Annotated in this window: 8 protein-coding genes; 6 read left to right on the top strand and 2 right to left on the bottom strand. The window is 37.8% G+C overall.

Going from position 1 to position 18431, the window contains the following annotated elements; translation table 11 throughout:
• Positions 1 to 172: 172 nt before the first annotated feature.
• Positions 173 to 6172, bottom strand: coding sequence for an ATP-binding protein (locus FAY30_RS01070; protein WP_149868163.1), 6000 nt, complete (start codon positions 6170 to 6172; stop codon positions 173 to 175).
• Between the two features lie 289 nt (positions 6173 to 6461).
• Between FAY30_RS01070 and FAY30_RS01075 the strand changes: the two genes are divergently transcribed.
• The 3 genes from FAY30_RS01075 (at position 6462) to FAY30_RS01085 (ending at position 11611) form a co-directional block, all read left to right on the top strand.
• Positions 6462 to 6977, top strand: coding sequence for an ImmA/IrrE family metallo-endopeptidase (locus FAY30_RS01075; protein ID WP_149868164.1), 516 nt, complete (start codon positions 6462 to 6464; stop codon positions 6975 to 6977).
• Between the two features lie 1158 nt (positions 6978 to 8135).
• Complete coding sequence (locus tag FAY30_RS01080; protein ID WP_149868165.1) at positions 8136 to 9878, top strand: ABC transporter ATP-binding protein; 1743 nt, start codon at positions 8136 to 8138, stop codon at positions 9876 to 9878.
• A complete protein-coding gene (locus FAY30_RS01085) occupies positions 9875 to 11611 on the top strand; it encodes an ABC transporter ATP-binding protein (protein WP_149868166.1) in 1737 nt (578 codons plus the stop codon). Before FAY30_RS01080 ends, FAY30_RS01085 begins: the two co-directional genes overlap by 4 nt.
• Before the next feature lie 582 nt (positions 11612 to 12193).
• On the opposite strand, the gene FAY30_RS01090 is transcribed toward FAY30_RS01085, so the two are convergent.
• Complete coding sequence (locus FAY30_RS01090) at positions 12194 to 12676, bottom strand: hypothetical protein (protein ID WP_149868167.1); 483 nt, start codon at positions 12674 to 12676, stop codon at positions 12194 to 12196.
• A gap of 380 nt (positions 12677 to 13056) precedes the next feature.
• Between FAY30_RS01090 and FAY30_RS01095 the strand changes: the two genes are divergently transcribed.
• The 3 genes from FAY30_RS01095 to FAY30_RS01105 all read left to right on the top strand — a co-directional run bounded on the left by FAY30_RS01095 (position 13057) and on the right by FAY30_RS01105 (position 18262).
• Positions 13057 to 14961 carry a PTS mannitol transporter subunit IICBA gene (locus FAY30_RS01095; RefSeq protein WP_149868168.1) on the top strand — a complete coding sequence of 635 codons (1905 nt, stop codon included), beginning with the start codon at positions 13057 to 13059 and terminating at the stop codon, positions 14959 to 14961.
• A gap of 74 nt (positions 14962 to 15035) precedes the next feature.
• Entirely contained in the window at positions 15036 to 17129 is a 2094-nt protein-coding gene (locus tag FAY30_RS01100; protein ID WP_149868169.1) for a BglG family transcription antiterminator, read from the top strand.
• Between the two features lie 5 nt (positions 17130 to 17134).
• The gene (locus FAY30_RS01105; protein WP_149868170.1) at positions 17135 to 18262 is read left to right on the top strand and encodes a mannitol-1-phosphate 5-dehydrogenase; all 1128 of its coding nucleotides are present in this window, start codon (positions 17135 to 17137) and stop codon (positions 18260 to 18262) included.
• Positions 18263 to 18431 lie beyond the last annotated feature (169 nt).

Here is an 18431-nt window from a genome sequence, read left to right on the forward strand (position 1 = left end):
CTACTTTTGTTTACAAACAGAGCAGGAATTTCTAATTAACATCAGTAAAATCAAATTTGTACGTACATGATTTTTGGGGATTGCGTCTTTTTTGAAGCGGTTAGATAAATAAATCCCCGCCTATTAAAGAGACGGGGACTACTTGATGCTTACATTTATCCTTCCCTTTTAATTACTGTTCATTTATTTTAATACTTGAAAAGGGTTGATTTACTATATTTTGTTCTTTCAATGTCTGTTCGAAAATAGTTTTGTTGCAAACCCACCTTTGCAGAATGGGTTGCCTATCTAATCTTCCGTGATACAATTCTCTATATGGCCCATGAATATAATCATGTCTTACTACTACTTTATCCTGATGTAACCATACTTTTGGATTGTTTTTTGATGGTTCCCATGCAAATAAATCTGACCAGAGTAGGCTGGGATATACTGAAAATGTTTGGTTACTAAAGTAAGAGATGCCGCCGGTTTGATAAGTCATTTGAGCTAACGTATTGTTATGCTCCCTATATGGATCAAAGCGTAAATCTTCATAAAATCCAAATGAGCGGCCATTAAAAACTCTACTTCCACCATTCCTTCCTTTTATTATATCTTCTTCAAATAAAGTAAGATCAAAGTGGAATATGACATCATTGCTGTAGCTGTAAGTGAATAGGACTGCACCAATTACTATCTCGTCTTCGCTAATTCCAGCATTAATATTTTCTAAAAAACAATTTTTGAGGTGCTCTTTATCTCCCTCAATTAATTTATCTAATTTCTCATCAATAGGCCACACTTCTATATCATCTGCTGGGGTAGGTGTATCCAAGAGAATGAACGGATCATCTCCTGGTGTTATGGCTTGAGCAAATCGTAAAGGTGGTATACCATACCATCTACCAAGTGAAACTTCATGGTAAAGTACATCCATAAGTTTGTATTTTTCAGGAACATGAACAAGTTGAACTTCTCCGCTGTTCATTTTTACTTTCTTAAAGTTACTATCAATTTCGGGAGATACTTTTAAGTAATTAACTAATTTTTTTTCAATATCCAACACATCGTCTTTTGTTGCTTCTTCTATAAAAGCTAGTGAACTCCTAACAAAATCTTTACCATTAATTGAATAGAATGCTCCTTGTTTAATGCTCGGAATTTGCATTAATCTTGGACCATTTTCGTCTAGTTGCTTTAATAAAGAGTTGCTTGAGTGTTCACTAAACTGTAACTCTGGTATATTATCCCCTGTGGATCTGTTTAAAGCATAATAAACAGCAAGTGCTTGGAATTTCAAATTAAGTGCATCACTTTCATAACAACGTTTTACAAACTCTGAAAAATAATTAAAGTTTTCAGGTATAGATGTTGCGACTCGTTCCGCAATTATAAGCATCCATTCTTTAATTCGGTTATCCGCCTCTTGGATTTTATCCAAGCATTCTTTAGTTCCGTCAGGAGAAGTTTGAATAAGTGCCCAAATACCTCTTAAAGCTAATTCAATTCGAGATGAATTATTTGACTGGAGAATTTCCAAGAAGTATTTAAGTGCAAACTCTTTCCACGATAGTGGGTATTCATCCACTGCATCTGGCAAAATGATAGAATCAGCTTTTGGAAGAAACCCATTACCATTTATCCAAAGTAAATGTGTTTCAAGAATTCTGTTAAATCTGTGCTGGAGGGTATCTGTACCACCTAGTTTCGATTGATAAAAACAAAATCCATTTAAAATTTCAGAAAGCGGTGTAATCCAATAACTATTATTAAAATCAATATTATTTAGAATACCATGGATAACTGACCATTTTTCACTTTCTTGAAGCATTGGTGCAATAGTATTAAAGCCTAATAAAGTGTCATCTGTGGACCAGCCTATTTGACTGTTAGTAATAATAGCTTTTAATTGATTCAGGTGTAATAGGAAATCCAAGGGCTTTTCCTTTTCAAGCCTATTACAAATACAAGCATAACCTTTCCATACATATTGCTCTCTGTTAGTAGCATTGTTTTTATAATCCTGTAAAAACGTTATGGCTGATCCAAGGTCTTCTGTCTCCAAGGTTTCTTTAAGTTCTAGCCATTCTGTACTACTATCGACACTATTTGTAAAAAACCATCTAGCTGGTACTCTATATTTTACCCTACTACCATACGAGTAAAATTCGGATTTTCCGAGTCCTTCCAACCCGTTTGATATATCATGAATTCCCGAGCGTTGTGATGCAAGAATCAAAGCCTCTTTTAAATCATCGAGGTATATTCTATCTATCTCGTTCTGCCAGTTTAATGTCCCGATTCCTAATGACCAAAGAATCATGGCCTCTTTTTCAGTCACATTATAAACCTCTAGCATACCAATAATTCCATCCATAAGGATATGTGGATGGTTTAATATGTTGTCGGTTAAGTTTTCTGCATTGTAAAAACGCCACATATCACAAGGGCCTGAAACAGCAATAGCAATTGCTACTTCATTTAATAAACTTGACTCCATGCGGTTATCACCGACTTTTGAAGCCTCTTGAGATATTTCAAGGAGTTTTTTACCTTCAACTTCCCAACTGTTAGGTTTAGCTTTAGAAAGTTCATTAAACCAGGGAAGTAGTTCATTGAAAATATATTCTTTATGCCCAGTATAGCTAATTAGCCCCCAATCTCTGAGTAAAAGAGCTTGTTCAACTAACGTAGACATACCTGAGTTATTTGCTAAAACTGTAAGTTCATTTACGATTTCTAATCGGAATGAAACATCCTCATGCCAAGCCATACCATTAGGTCCAACCCAGTGATCAAACCATTTTTCTAACAATTCCCGGTCGCCGTGCTGTTCAAGATATTTCCACCCTAATTTAAGCATGAAATTGACAGGGAATTTCTCGCTACAGTATTCTTTTATAAAGCTGTAACAAGATCTCTCGTATACGTCTCCAGCTTGTTTACAACATTCAATAATTAATTCTATTAATGAGCTTGTTAAATTAAAATGATTGAAAGACAGTTGTTCATTAGGGTGACGATGTTTTAAAAGAGCGTTTAAAACTTGAATAACATATTTGATAGAAAAAACATTGGTATAATCAGAATTGTTCTTTTTAAATAAGAATCTCATCCACTTTCCTATCATGGCTGACGCATTAAGGAGAACAAGCAAATGTTCTCTCCCTTTTTCATGATTACTATTTCTAAAATAATGATTTACTCCATCTTGAGAAATGCCTCCTGTTTCTCTTTCTGCTTTTCCCCAACCAAGAATAAAACTAACCATTGCGTATAAAACGGGGCGTTTTTCATAATTGTTTTCATCATAGTTTGTTAAAAATTCAAATCCAGATTCAATGATTGAATTACTCCATTTTTCATTAAGGTCTTTATAGCCAGCAAATATAGAGCAAAAACCAGCGGTGACTTTAAAGGAAACTGGTAAGCTATCTGTTTCTTTAATTTTATGCAATAATAAAGAAACCTCTAGCCATCTTCTATTTTTGGCTAACTTTATTAACCAACTTTCAAGATCAGAATAGTATAAAGTCTGAGCCTTTTTTAAAGATCTTATAAACCGGAGTGTTCCACCTACATTTACAGCTTCGGTAATGTAACTACCATAAAACGATGAAAAACAGTTATTAACCAGTTTGTTAGATTTCTCCTCTTGAGAGTTATTGTCAAACAATAGACCAGTGTGTTGGCATACTATGCCAAAATCTTCGAAAAAGTTATTTGCCTTATCGCTTAGTGATTTATTTACACCACGAATGAGGTTCTCTTCTCCAATTATTGAAATAAGGTCAAATGGGGTTATATCAGAAAACCATCGACTCATTAACCCCTTTGCTCTGGATAGCTCATTTTCAGAAATTAACCTTTTAGCGTCCTGAACAACTGCATAAACCTTATCTAAATCCCAATCATTTATGTTTAATACACTACCTTCAGTTGATAAAAGTGGAGGAAGTTCCTCAATATATTCAAGATTTTCCCCTGACCACTCCGAGACTTTTTGGAATTGGTTTAGGGTTGTACATGCTAGAGAAAAAGTATGAAGGCTTTCCCAATCTGCTAATTTCGGCAGATTTATAATGACGCTTTTACATTGACTTTGTAATTCCTTTAAAGGTCTTCTTAGTGCAACTCCTTCCATAACGTATTCAGGAGTATACAATTTTATTTGTTCGCTTTCTCTATTACTTAATTTCAGTAAATCAAATAAACTACTATGTCGGACAAGGGCTTTGTTTTTATCAGTCCAGTAATAATCCGCCATATTACTTGCAACTTCTCTCAACTGTGTTGGTTCAGTGTTAATTTCCCTCATTAGATGAACTCGAACATCGTTATGTGCAACCCTAAATCCATCGTGTTCTTCAATAATGAGTGGTCGTAATTTTCTTAAAAAGTCTCCCCACACGGTTTTAGGATAGCCGTATTCTTTAAAGATTTCGGACAGGTCGGATCCGTTTAATCGCTCACTGGTTATAGAAAGGCAACCAGCAATACGTGTATCTAAAAATGGTGGAAGATTGTTTATTTGGGATATAGCGGAATTCCAAATTGACTGATAGTAACTAGAAATTCCATTATGTAACTTCCTTTCGGTAAGCACCTTTTGAAGTTCCTCGACATTTCTAAGCTCTTTAGCTTCGTGCACAGCAAAGATTGTTGAAAGAGTATTCCCATCCACAATACTAGAGACTAAATTAGTAGCAGGGAGTAAATGTTCCTCATTCAAATTAATAGAGTTCTTTAGTAGATTAAAAATATCTTCTTTTTTTATTCCCTCTATCTTCCAAACGGAGATATCATCTCTATTGTCTTTAAGCCAAATAGGATACTTTGAATATCCTTCAGGTGGTTGTCCAACAATGAGAAACCGTAGCTCTTTAGGTACTTCTTCTGGAGGAAGCAAGGTACTTAAAAATGTTTCGTTATCTATTCCAGCTCTTGCTGCATGATCAATCCCATCTATAGCGATAACGGTTGGTCTACCTTTTAATTTCCCATTAATTTGAGATAAACGTATAACATTACTCCTTAATTCTTCAGTTGTCATTAAATCATTAAAGATGGGTACTTCAAATTCAGATAGACGCCCTTTAAAAATAGTTCGTAATTGAGAGAGTAAATCTCCCCATAATGCTCGAGCAGTTGTTGTTTTACCCGCATCAGCAGGTAAAATTGGAGATTCAGGAGTAATTGGTTTATAAGCATGGAATCGAAGGTCTATTAAACTGTTCCTCCTATTAGCTAGTGAGCTGACAATGCTTGTTTTTCCTTCCCCGGGGTTCCCGGATAAAAAAACAATCTGTTTTTCACCTTCTATTAAATAGGTTTCCAAGTTCTCTAAGAATTCTTGTCTACTTTTGAAAAAGGGATAAGGTGGTTTTAGGTTATGCTCTCCCACCACCTCTCGGGAAGAAAAACTTAGGGTTTGAAAAACTTCTTCTCTATTAATTTCCTCTGTTTTTCCACGAAGGGTAGTTGCCCATTTACGTAAAGCAGAGTCTAAAGCATTTTTAATAGGGATTGCTTTGTTTTCATTTATAGAAAAGGTTAGAGCAATCTTACTTATTATTTCTCTTTCAACTTCTTCAAGATCTGATTGGTCTGTTTCAATTGTAAGGGCTTTTAAAAATTCTAGTTTCTCCTGAACGTTTAACTCAGCTAATTCTTGTAACCAGATTTTCCATGCTTCATTCCATTTATCACATATCTTGATTTCGTCAATCGAATCTTTTGATTCTGCTTCTCCTTTAATAGTATTCCAAAATTGAATAAGTGGAGGTCTTAGATATTCTTTTTCCTCATTTAACTTCACAGTTGTTGATCTTATACTAGACTTTCGGTTTGTATATAAAATAGGTAGGGAATTTCCAAATTCCTCTTTTGCCTCTTTCCATGCGATAGAAAGGGTTTTTAGGAGGGACTTCTTATTCTCACTAGAGGACACCATATCTCCGAAGGTAATAGTGTTACCTGTACGAGAATGTTTTATTTGTACACATTTAGTTGTGTTGTCCTTATATTTTACAACAACATCATCCAGACCTTGGGCTTTATTTGATTGAAGGGTAACAGATTGTATGTTATTGTCTGGATTAATCATATCGAGTATGTATAATAAGCCGATAGACCATTCATACCAATAAGGATCACCGCTTCCGGCAGTGGGATTGTAAGGTTTGCTCATGATAATCCTCCTATTATAAAATATCCTGTATTTACCGGACTTTAATATATTTAATAATTTAGATAATCTTAGATATAGTATATCATTCTATACTTTTCCCATCTCTATAAAGAGTAAAGATTAGGTTCATGTAGTAAAGTTCCATGGCAAAAAAACTTTTCTTAAAATAAAGTACAGTTACCTAAAAAAAGGTGAAGTTATATTTTCTTAGCTTAGAGGCATTTAATTTCGCTTTGATTATTTTTTGCTTATATAATTAGTTAATAAAATCAATGGTGGTGGTTATAAGGTGATAGACGATGAGAATAAAAGGCTCAATTTAATAGGAGAAGTAGAGAATGCTCCTGAAGGGGAACATCCTTGGAATCCAAACTACCCTGGAAATTGGAAGGATATTGTAAAAGATGTAATAGTAAAATTAAAAAAGGAGCATAAGTTAAAAGTAAGTTTTTCATATGTTAAGGGTGTAAAAAAAGGTAAGGTGAAAACAGGGGAAAATGAGGATGAGCTAAGAGTCATTGAGGCATATTATCGCTCAAAAAATAAAACCATCTACATATTTGCTGGTTCTATTTTATACCGTGTGTTAAAAGAACTCCCGTCCTTCACTGAAAGAGCTATCCCAGAACAAAAACTTTTTGAATCTGTTATAGCAGATGTTGTAGCACATGAGTATTGTCATGCTTTACAACATAACCGAGGTGAAAATATGGATACCAGTGATAATATTTACGATGAAGATGAATTGGAGAAAGAGGCTAACCAGTTCGGTATAAATTTTGCCAAAAAATATGTCAGGAAGTAAAAAGTTCTTACTTTCCATTTAACTTCTTAAATCATTATTCTTTTATCTATTATATCTCCCTGCTAAAAAGTTGGTTTCCACGCTAAAAAGTCGGTACCCAATGCTAAATAGTTGGTATCCAAACGGCAAAGGAAGCGGGAAGAGCAGCTATCAACAAATATGTATTCAATCGTTATTCAAACGGTTTTTTCAAACAAAAATCAATCAAAATTCGGGGCTGGATTCAATATGATCCAGTCCTTTTTCTTTTGTTCAATACCCCTTCAATCCCTTATTCAATAAGGGTTACAAACATCTTTTCTGAATTTCCCTTATGTCTATTCTGTTGTTTTCCACACTGTATAAACCCGTAGGGTTTCAGTTCTTTTTCGTGGGTTTTTCCAATCATTTTTCAATCTTTTCTCCTGTTTCTTTCCTCCATTATCGGTACCAACTCTTTAACATTGTCTGAATATTCGATACAAGCCAGAACGAAAAAATGAGGGCGGAAATGGGGGTTTTGGGGAAGAACTTTATAACATAATGGAATGAAGAAAAAGGCGAGATAAGAGGGGTTGGTCTTAGAACCGCAAGGGTTTGAGGAGAGTGAGAGGGAGATACCGACATTAAGACAGCTAAATAACCTTGTGTCCCTAAAAAATAATGTTCCAAATCCGAAGGTTTTTTCCGGTATTTATCCGGTATGCCTTCGGTTTTTTTGGATAAGGCGAAGAAGAAATCGGAAATTCATTACTGACAGTAGCTTGACGTGAAATTAAAAATGTTAAATTATTACTTGTCCGACTGTTGACAATTATCCGATAAAAATGATAATCTTCAAGAACACTAAACAATTTTTTACAGAGGAGGAATGGACAATGCGCGATCAACTACGTATGACAAATTTACTAACTGCATATTGTCCATACCTGTTACCTGAAAAAATGGTAAATTCTTAACTAATGAAAGGTATGTCGAGGACTATTATACTTTTCCTAAAGATGCATGCTCTTTTTGGGTATGCATCTTTTTTGGCTGATAAGGATTTGTTGGTGTAGTTGAATAAAAAGGAGTAGATGAAGATGGGGTTGAAACAAAGAAGATTGATTCGTAATAGTATGTTGCTAGATTGCGGGTAGCTATTGTTCAAGGATTGAGCAAGAAAGCAGGGGTGGATAAATGTTTGATGTATTAGGGAAATTGGGCTGGTTTTTTAAACAGCATTGGAAGCAATATTCCATTGCTATTATCTTATTAATGATTGCCACGTTGTTGGAAGTGATTCCACCGTATTTACTTGGCTCCCTTATTGATATTTTAACAGCAAGTGAAATGACTAGGGCTGTATTGGGGCAATATGTACTGATATTCGTGGCGATTATCGTCTTTGGGTATTTTTTGAATTTCTTTTGGCAGTATCGTTTATTTGAAGGGGCTCTTAATCTTGAAAAATTAATGCGGCGGAAATTAATGCTTCAATTTTTAAAAATGACGCCGACATTTTACGAAAAAAATCGTACAGGTGACTTAATGGCACGTGCAACAAATGATTTAAATGCTGTGTCGTTAACAGCTGGATTCGGAATCATGACATTAATTGATTCCACTTTATATTTGGGTACCATCATTTTGGCGATGGGGCTTATGATTTCATGGAAGTTAACGTTCTTTGCGATGCTGCCAGTACCAATTATGGCCGTGCTCATTCAGTATTTAGGTAAGCTTGTACATGAACGATATATGAAAGCACAGGACTCATTTGGAGAATTGAATGATAGTGTTCTAGAATCGATCGCCGGTGTGCGTGTCATTCGTGCCTACGTACAGGAGAAAAAAGATGAAATGACCTTTGCCGACATGAGTGAAGAAGTGTACCAGAAAAATATGGATACCGCGAAAATAAATGCTTTATTTGGACCGATTACAAAGGTTGGCACAGGCATTAGCTTTGTTGTTGCACTTGGTTATGGTGCCTTTCTCGTCTCAAATGAGGCGATGACGGTCGGTCAGCTGGTGACATTTAATGTCTATTTAGGGCTTGCCGTATGGCCTATTTTTGCTATTGGCGAATTAATCAATGTCATGCAGCAAGGAAATGCGTCCCTTGATCGTGTGCAAGAAACACTTGATTACGAAGCAGACGTCCAAAACACGAAAGATCCTGTTGCCATAGCGACACCGAGCACTATTGGGATCGATGACTTGATGTTTCAATACCCAACGAGCCAGGTGAAAAATTTACAGCAGATCTCCTTGTCATTAAAAAAGGGAGAGACACTCGGGATTGTAGGCAAAACAGGTGCGGGAAAAACAACATTTTTAAGACAGTTACTGCGTGAATATCCCCTTGATGAGGGTCAATTAATGATTAGCGGAATCGATATCGTCTCACAAACGAAGGAGCAGATTCTTGATTGGATCGGCTATGTACCACAGGATCATGTGTTGTTTTCACGGACGATTCGAGAAAATATATTGTTTGGTAAAGAAGATGCTACGGAGGCAGAATTACAAAAAGCCATTCGCCTTGCCTACTTTAAAAAGGATTTAGAAAACCTACCGATGGGACTTGACACACTTGTCGGTGAAAAAGGGGTTTCTTTATCCGGGGGACAAAAGCAGCGTGTATCGATTGCCCGTGCGCTGATTAAAGATCCGGAAATATTAATCCTTGATGACTCACTATCAGCAGTCGATGCGAAAACGGAGGCCCGTATCCTTCAAAACATTCAGGGTGAACGAAGTGGTAAGACTACCATTATTACCACCCACCGATTATCCGGTGTACAGCACGCCGATCAAATTATCGTGCTGGATGAGGGACTAATTACCGAGCAAGGGACACATGAGGAGCTTCTCAAGCAAAATGGCTGGTATAAAGAACAATTTGACCGTCAGCAGCTGGAAGGAGGCGGAGCATGAGTACTAGTAAACGATTAACGAAATATGCAATGTTTTATAAGAGAACTATTTTCCTTGGGCTAGCCTTCTTAACAGCCGCGGTCTTTACAGAGCTTGCCGGCCCATTCATCGCAAAATATATTATCGATGAACATATGGTCATTGGGCAAATTGAAATTGAGCCGATTGCCTGGCTGCTTTGTTTATATTTTATTTTAGCAATTGCCACAGCGATATTACGCTATTTTATGTATATTTATTTACAAATGGGTGCAAACCGGGTGGTCCAGAAATTACGTCAGGACGTATTTGGTCATATTCAAACATTGCCGATTCAGTATTTTGATCAACTGCCAGCGGGAAAGATTGTTGCACGTGTCACAAACGATACAGAAGCTGTAAGAAATTTATATGTGCAAGTACTTTCTAATTTTGCCACAAGCTTCATTTCTATCGCTGGTGTATATGTTGCTCTGTTTATTTTGAATTGGAAAATGGCACTGATTGCGTTGCTCATGATTCCGATTATCTATCTTTGGATGATTTTATATCGGAAATATGCGTCACAGTATAATGAAGTGATCCGTACAAAAATTGCCGATATTAATGCGATGATTAATGAATCCATACAAGGGATGACCATCATCCAAGCCTTTCGCCGCGAAAAGCAGATGACGAAGGAATTTGATGAAATGAATGAGAAGCATTATGCATATGGGCGAAAATTATTATTTTTGGATTCGGCAACCTCATTTAACCTAGTGAGTTCGTTACGTCTCATTATGTTTACGATTTTTATTATCTATTTTGGAACAAAATCAATCACGACAGCAGAGGTTGTGTCTGCAGGTACTCTATATGCATTTGTGGATTATTTAACGAAATTATTTAATCCGATTACGAATGTCGTGAATCAGTTTTCACAGCTTGAACGCTCACTCGTTGCCGGAAACCGAGTATTTGAAGTGCTGGACCGAACGGGGGAAGAAGTATCGCAGGAAGTGATGCCAAGATATGAAGGGCATGTCGTTTTTGATGATGTATCATTTGCATATAAAGAAAATGAATATGTTTTGAAAAACCTATCTTTTGAAGCGAATCGCGGCGAAACAGTGGCACTTGTTGGCCATACGGGTTCCGGAAAGAGTTCGATTATGAACTTATTGTTCCGTTTCTACGATCCATCGAAGGGGAAGATTTTTATTGATGGGGTAGACGTAACCCATGTGCCAAGACAGACGATGCGCCAACATATGGGGATTGTTTTACAAGATCCCTATTTATTCACAGGAACCATCGCGTCGAATGTAAGTTTAAATGATCCAAAGATTTCAAGGGAAAAAGTAGAAGAAGCATTGGATGCAGTTGGAGCGGAACGTGTTATCAAGAATCTTGAAAAGGGGATTGATGAACCTGTTATTGAAAAAGGCAGTACACTTTCTTCAGGCCAGCGCCAGCTTATCTCATTTGCCCGGGCGCTTGCTTTCGATCCTGCGATTTTGATCTTGGATGAAGCAACATCAAATATTGATACAGAGACAGAAGAAATCATCCAGCATGCAATGGATGTCCTGAAGAAGGGACGAACAACATTTATTATTGCCCACCGTCTTTCGACGATTAGAAATGCCGATCGTATTCTAGTATTAGAGCGTGGGGTAATTAAAGAACAAGGGACTCACGATGAGTTGCTTGCAAAAGGTGGTATTTATAACCAAATGTATCAGATGCAAGCAAAATCTCTTCAGGTCTAAAGTGAAAAACTTAGCAATAGAACGAAGATACCAACCCTAATTAAGGATGAATCCATTTTGAAGTAGCCTTCCTTCAAAATGGATTTTTTTAAAAGAACATTGTAATTTACAGACTGAATAACATAATGAGTTTAAATGAAGTTTTGCAAAAATAGTCGAGCAATTATCGACATTGTTTTTATCTATTTCCCGGGAAAAGGCCAAACGGCAGAAGAGATTAGGAGTATTTTAATCAAACGTTTAGTTAATACGGAAATTTGGGGATGCTTGTCGAAATATGTATAATGAGCCGAAAAGATCTGTTTTTCGTCATGGTTTGCGGAGAAAGAAAAAACCGAAGTTCCATTTTCGACAGGAATTTAATTGGTTTCAAAGATAAAACCTTTATTTATATGCCCATAGGCCGATTTCAATCAAACATTTGATTAGTTTTTTAAAAGTTAACCAAACGTTTAATTGAAAACTTAGCAAGCCTTGAAATAATGGGATTTAATTAACAAAGCTGCTAAGAATTTTGGTGAAATGTAATAGACAAGAAGGTCACTGTTCTAAGGACCTTCTTGTCGTTTTTATTAATTTTTTTTATTTATCGCTTTTAGAATCCTTTACATGGTCCGCCACTTTTTCTTGGATTTCTGATTCGATAGCTTGAACATGTTCCTCCTCAAGCTTTTGAGTTGGCTGCGGATGGAACCATTGAATTTCTCCTTCATGGACAAACCCTTTGAATTCCTCTCCCTGAACTTTCACTGTAAATTGCTTGCGTTCGTGTGCTGTGTCCTCAAAAACCTGTGTTACTTCAAATTCTTTGATTGGACTGGAAATCCCATGCTGGGCCATTAAATCATGTATGATAGATTCAATGGCTGTCAATTTGCTTTCACCCATCATTTGTTTCGGGTGTGGGTGAAACCAGTGGATTTCATCACCATGAAAGTGGCCCTTAAATTCACCGCCATCAACTTTAAATGTAAATTCATGCCTCTCATGATGAACATGTTCTTCAAACACTTTCTCCACTTCAAAATCTTTAACTTCAGGATTTGAACTCTTATCTCCAGGCATAATTTGCCTCCTCCGTAAAGTTTTACAAAAAGTATACACACTAGACTATACCAAATATGAATTGATTGCAATAAAAGGCAGGGTACCCTTAGGATACCGGCTTTACTGTCTTAGCATAATAAATTTTCGGGTGAAGCTTAACGCATTGCCAGCTGGACAAACCGTCAACAAAAGAAAAACATAAATGGTTTTTCGGACAGGTTATTGCTATAAAAGCTCCAGTCGATCCCTATTTAAAAATGGGCATATCCCTTTATTGTTTGAGCAACAATAACTTTGTCATCTTTGTTGTGACAAAGTTAGATTACCTCTTTATTGAATATAGCAGATTTGTGCCTTAACATTAATTAGGTATTCTTATAATGAAGGGATGAGAGCATATGGCTCAATCTAATATAAAAGTAGCGGTTCAGAAATTCGGTAACTTCCTAAGTTCGATGGTTATGCCGAATATTTCCGCTTTCATAGCATGGGGATTAATTACTGCATTATTCATTCCTACAGGTTTCTTCCCAAATGAAAGCCTTGCCAAACTGGTTGGACCAATGGTTACATACCTGCTTCCGTTATTAATCGGTTATACCGGGGGTAAGCTTGTACACGATCAGCGCGGGGGCGTTGTCGGGGCGATTGTGACAATGGGTGTCATTGTTGGAGCAGAGATTCCGATGTTTCTCGGTGCAATGATCATGGGACCGCTTGGCGGTTATGTGATTAAAAAATTCGATCAGCTAATTGAAGGAAAAGTTAAAGCTGGTTTTGAAATGCTTGTAAACAACTTCTCAGCAGGAATTCTTGGCGGTTTTCTCGCTATTTTAGCCTTCATAGGAATTGGCCCTGCCGTTACCGTGTTTACAGGCTGGCTAGTTACGGGGGTTGACTGGTTATTGGCTACAGGACTCTTGCCATTGACAAGTATTTTAATTGAACCTGCAAAAGTATTATTCTTAAATAACGCTATTAACCATGGTGTGCTTTCACCAATTGGGTTAGAGCAAGCGAAGGATACAGGGGAATCCATTTTATTTCTTCTTGAAGCAAACCCAGGACCTGGTATCGGTGTTCTCTTAGCCTATTGTATTTTTGGAAAAGGAAATGCGAAAAGGTCTGCACCAGGGGCTGCGATTATTCAGTTTTTTGGCGGGATTCATGAAATTTACTTCCCATATATTTTAATGCGTCCAATGTTGTTTTTTGCCGTTATTGTGGGTGGAATTAGCGGTGTTTTCACCTTGATGCTTTTAGGCGGAGGCTTATCGGCTCCGGCATCACCGGGCAGTATTCTTGCCATTATGGCCGTTACCCCGCCGCAGGCTAGTACTTATTTAGCGAACATCGCTGGAGTCCTTGTTGCTGGAGTTGTTTCCTTTGTTCTTTCGTCACTAATTTTAAAAACAGGGAAACAGCAAGAGGAAGATATTGAAGAGGCTGCAAGAAAGATGCAAGAAATGAAAGGCAAGAAAAGCTCTGTTGCAAATGTCTTGGCTGCTAATAACGGGGAATTTCCGGAACATGTTAGCAGAATTATCTTTGCTTGTGATGCCGGAATGGGCTCAAGTGCAATGGGGGCATCACTGCTTCGGAAAAAGGTAAAGGAAGCGGGAATGCATATTTCTGTTACCAATACAGCCATTAGTAACCTGCCTTCTGACGCCCAAATCGTTATTACGCAGGAAGAATTAACACCGAGAGCACAGAAGCAAGTACCGAATGCCTATCATATTTCCGTTGATAATTTCTTATCAAGTCCAGAATATGATAAGTTAATGAATCGGTTGAAAAATCCTGAAACAGCGGGACTTCAAGAAATCGTTGAAGATGCAGAAGCAGCCGTTCCAAGCGGTGATCAGCAACCAGATGATGCCTTGCTTCGTGAAGAATATATCTTCTTAAATCAAGAATTTACTTCGAAAGAAGAAGCGATTCGTTTCGCCGGCCGTGCGCTTGTCAAGGCCGGATATGTAAAGGAAAGCTATATTGATGCCATGATTGCCCGTGATGAAATGACATCCACCTATATGGGAAATGATGTCGCGATCCCGCATGGTACCGAAGAAGCGAAAAAGGATGTCCTGAATTCTGGATTTACCGTTTTACAGGTTCCAAATGGGGTAGACTTTGATGGACAGAAGGTACGATTGATTTTTGGGATTGCCGGTAAAGATGGGACACATCTAGAAATCCTGTCTGGAATTGCGGTTACATGCTCAGATATGGCCAATATCGAAAAATTGGTCGAAGCCAAAACGGCAAAAGAAATCATGGATATCTTAAATGATAAATAATGAATGGACCGAATAGAAAAGCTGCCTATGCCGCTTTTCTATTGGTGTATTTTCAATAGAATCGAGTTGATTGCGTGTATATTACCTCAAGGGAAAAAGCAATCATTGAGTTAATCGTCAAAACATCGGGTAAACATACGGCGGCATCGCTTGCAGCCTACTTGGATGTGAGTGGGCGTACTGTCCAGCGGGATTTAAAAGCAGTAGAGAAAATTCTTGAGTCCTTCGATTTGCAATTAGTGCGTAAAATGGAGAAGGGATTAGCAATTGAGGGAAAGAACGAACAGATTTTCCGGCTTATCCAATACTTAATGGGGAGCAACCCTATTGACCAAACGCCGAAAGTAAAAAAACTGCAGCTGCTAATCGCATTGTTCCAAGAGGAGTCTTTTAAGCTTCAAGCATTATCTGCTGATATCGGTGTTAGTATGACAACATTGGGGACTTATTTGGATGAACTGGCTGAATGGCTTGGCCATTTTCATCTGGAAATCATACGAAAACGGGGTGTAGGGGTTGATATTCTTGGCTCTGAGTCATCCAAGCGAAAAGCCCTGGCGAATTTTATCCTGCTGTATTTTCATGACGAACTAATCGAAAGTTTGTTTTTATTGGAAAATGGAAATTCGAATCAAGAAATCATCTTACATTACTTTCTTCCAGACTATCTTCTTGCCGTCGATCGTTTAGTCAATACGACTTTTACTCGTTCGAAGCAGCGTCTTGCCGATAGTGGGTATATCGGACTCATTCTTCATATCTGCATCACTATGCAGAGGACGGAAGACTTTCCTCTGTTACATGGGGAGATAGAACCTTCTAATGAACTGACGAATGAATCTCATCTGATTGTTGATATTTGTAGTAAACTTGAAGCATTATTCCCGGTAACATTCACGAAAGAGGATGTCATTTATTTAGCAGTAATCCTTAAGGGGTCTAAACTTCAAGAGGCAAATGAGGTTCCCTATGACAGTATTCCTCTTAGTAAATTGGTCAGAAGCCTCATCCAAGATGTCTCATCCCAATTACATATTGATTTAACAAATGACTTTTCTTTGTACCAGGGGCTGCTGGCCCACTTGGAACCGTCTCTCTATCGGATTAAACAGCAAATGGGCTCGTTTAACCCTTTAAAAGAGGAAATCATGCGAAAGTATCCGTTTTTGTTTTTGGCAGTAAAAAATAGTGTGGAGAAGCATTTGTACGAAATTGATTCTTTTCCTGATGATGAAATTGCCTTTATTGTCCTCCATTTCGGATCGGCACTTGTTCTAAGGGAAGAAAAATTACCTATCCATGCATTGGTGATTTGTCCGACCGGGATAGGAACCTCTAAAATGCTCGCAAGCAGAATTAAAAAGGAGATTCCCGGGATTGATCACATAGAGATAAAATCTATCAAGGAGATTCAGCGAAAAGATCAAATAAAAGATTTTGATATGATCATTTCAACGGTAAACCTTCCATTTTTGGACGTAGATTATATGTTGGTTTCTCCACTCTTAACAGAGGAAAATATAGCGGCGATTCGGCAATTTTTGCGCGATAATATTGAAACCCTAACGGAGAATAAGCGGTACCTGGCATCTTTATCTAAAGAGATCTCGAAAGCTGGTTCAGTGACCAAAACAGGCATTACTGAAGTTTTAGAAGAGCTAAAGGTTGTCCAGCACAGTATTGAGGCTGTTTTGAAGAACTTCCGAGTGTATCGGGTGCCGCTTAGAAACGACCATGATCAAATTATCGCGGAAATGGTCCGTAAAGCGGAAAAGGATCATTTGATGGCAAACCGTAAAGCCGTTTTGGCTTCAATAAAAGAGCGAGAACGAAAAGGCGGCCTCGGAATACCCGGTACCGGAATGGCTCTGTTTCACTGCAGGGCTCCACATGTTCATGAACTTATTTTTCAGATTACGCATTTGGAGCATTCTTTAGTGGTAAAGGGAATGGATGGCAAAGATATGAAGATGAAAAATTTGCTGCTCATGCTGGCTCCTGAAGAATTGGCAGTAAGAGAGCAGGAAATAGTAAGTTTGATAAGCACGAGTTTAATTGAAAATCATGAAGCAATCCTGACGTTTTCATCAGCGAATGAAGCGATGATTCGGACAAGATTAGAATCCATCTTTTTGGACTATCTTTACACAAATATAATAAAGGAATGATAAAAATGAAACTAGCAGTCCATTTTGGCGCAGGGAATATTGGCAGAGGATTTATTGGCGCACTTTTTTCACAATCCGGCTATCATGTCACCTTTGTTGATATCGCCGAACAAGTGATAAACCAATTAAATGAGGAAAAGCGATATCAAGTAAAATTAGCAACGGATCAGCAAGAAAGCATGATGATTGAAAATGTTTCCGGGTTGAATAATCAGTCACAGGAGCAGGAGGTAATCGAAGCAATAGGCGAGGCGACGTACCTTACGACAGCGATTGGGCCTAATATTCTGCCCCATATTGCCCCGTTAATGGCAAAGGGAATCATTGAAAGAGTGAGAAATACTGATGAAAAGTTGTATGTGATTGCATGTGAAAATCAAATTTCAGCGACAGACCTATTAAAAGGCTATATATTCGAGCATCTTGATGAAGAAACAAAGGAGAAGTTAGCAGGAAAAGTTTATTTCTTTAATTCTGCTGTTGACCGAATTGTGCCGATTCAAAACAATCATGGCACACTCGATGTGCTGGTTGAAACCTATCATGAGTGGGTCGTGGAAACAAGTGAAAGCATTCCGCCTGTAGAAGGAATGAAGATTGTTGAAGACCTTGCCCCATATATTGAGAGAAAGCTTTTTACCGTGAATACAGGCCATGCTACCATTGCTTATCTTGGTTATCTTGCGAAAAAAGAAACGATTGACCAAGCGCTTGCGGATGAAACGATTCAGAATCAAGTTCGAGCAACACTGGGCGAGACTGGTGCCTATTTAATAAAACAATATGGTCTAAATCCTGAAGAACATAATCAATATATCGAAAAGATTATTGGACGGTTTAAAAATGCCCATTTAAATGATGCGGTGACAAGGGTTGGCCGCGGGCCACTTAGAAAACTTGGAGCAAATGATCGTCTTGTTCGTCCGGCAACGGAATCAGCGAAGGCGGGGCTTTCGTATACAAATCTTGCAAAGGCAATTGCTTCAGCATTGCATTTCGATTATCAGGATGATCCGGAAGCAGTAAGACTCCAAGCAATGATCAAAGAGCAGGACTTGCCCGCTGTCCTTAAAGAAGTATCGGGATTGGATGAAAACAGCGAAATCACTAAAGAAATCATTAGGAACTACTGAGGACTCTCCTGCTTTGGGACAGTTCCACGCTGAGTATATTGCAGTGTGGAACTGTCCCTTTTTACATTTATTAATGTTGGCAACAATTGGTGTGACAAAATGAGGTTTTGTATTGATTGAACCTACTATGAAAACGCTTTAATCTATATATAGAAAGTTCAACAAATAA

It is taken from the genome of Bacillus sp. S3 (genome assembly GCF_005154805.1).
Classification (GTDB): domain Bacteria; phylum Bacillota; class Bacilli; order Bacillales; family Cytobacillaceae; genus Neobacillus.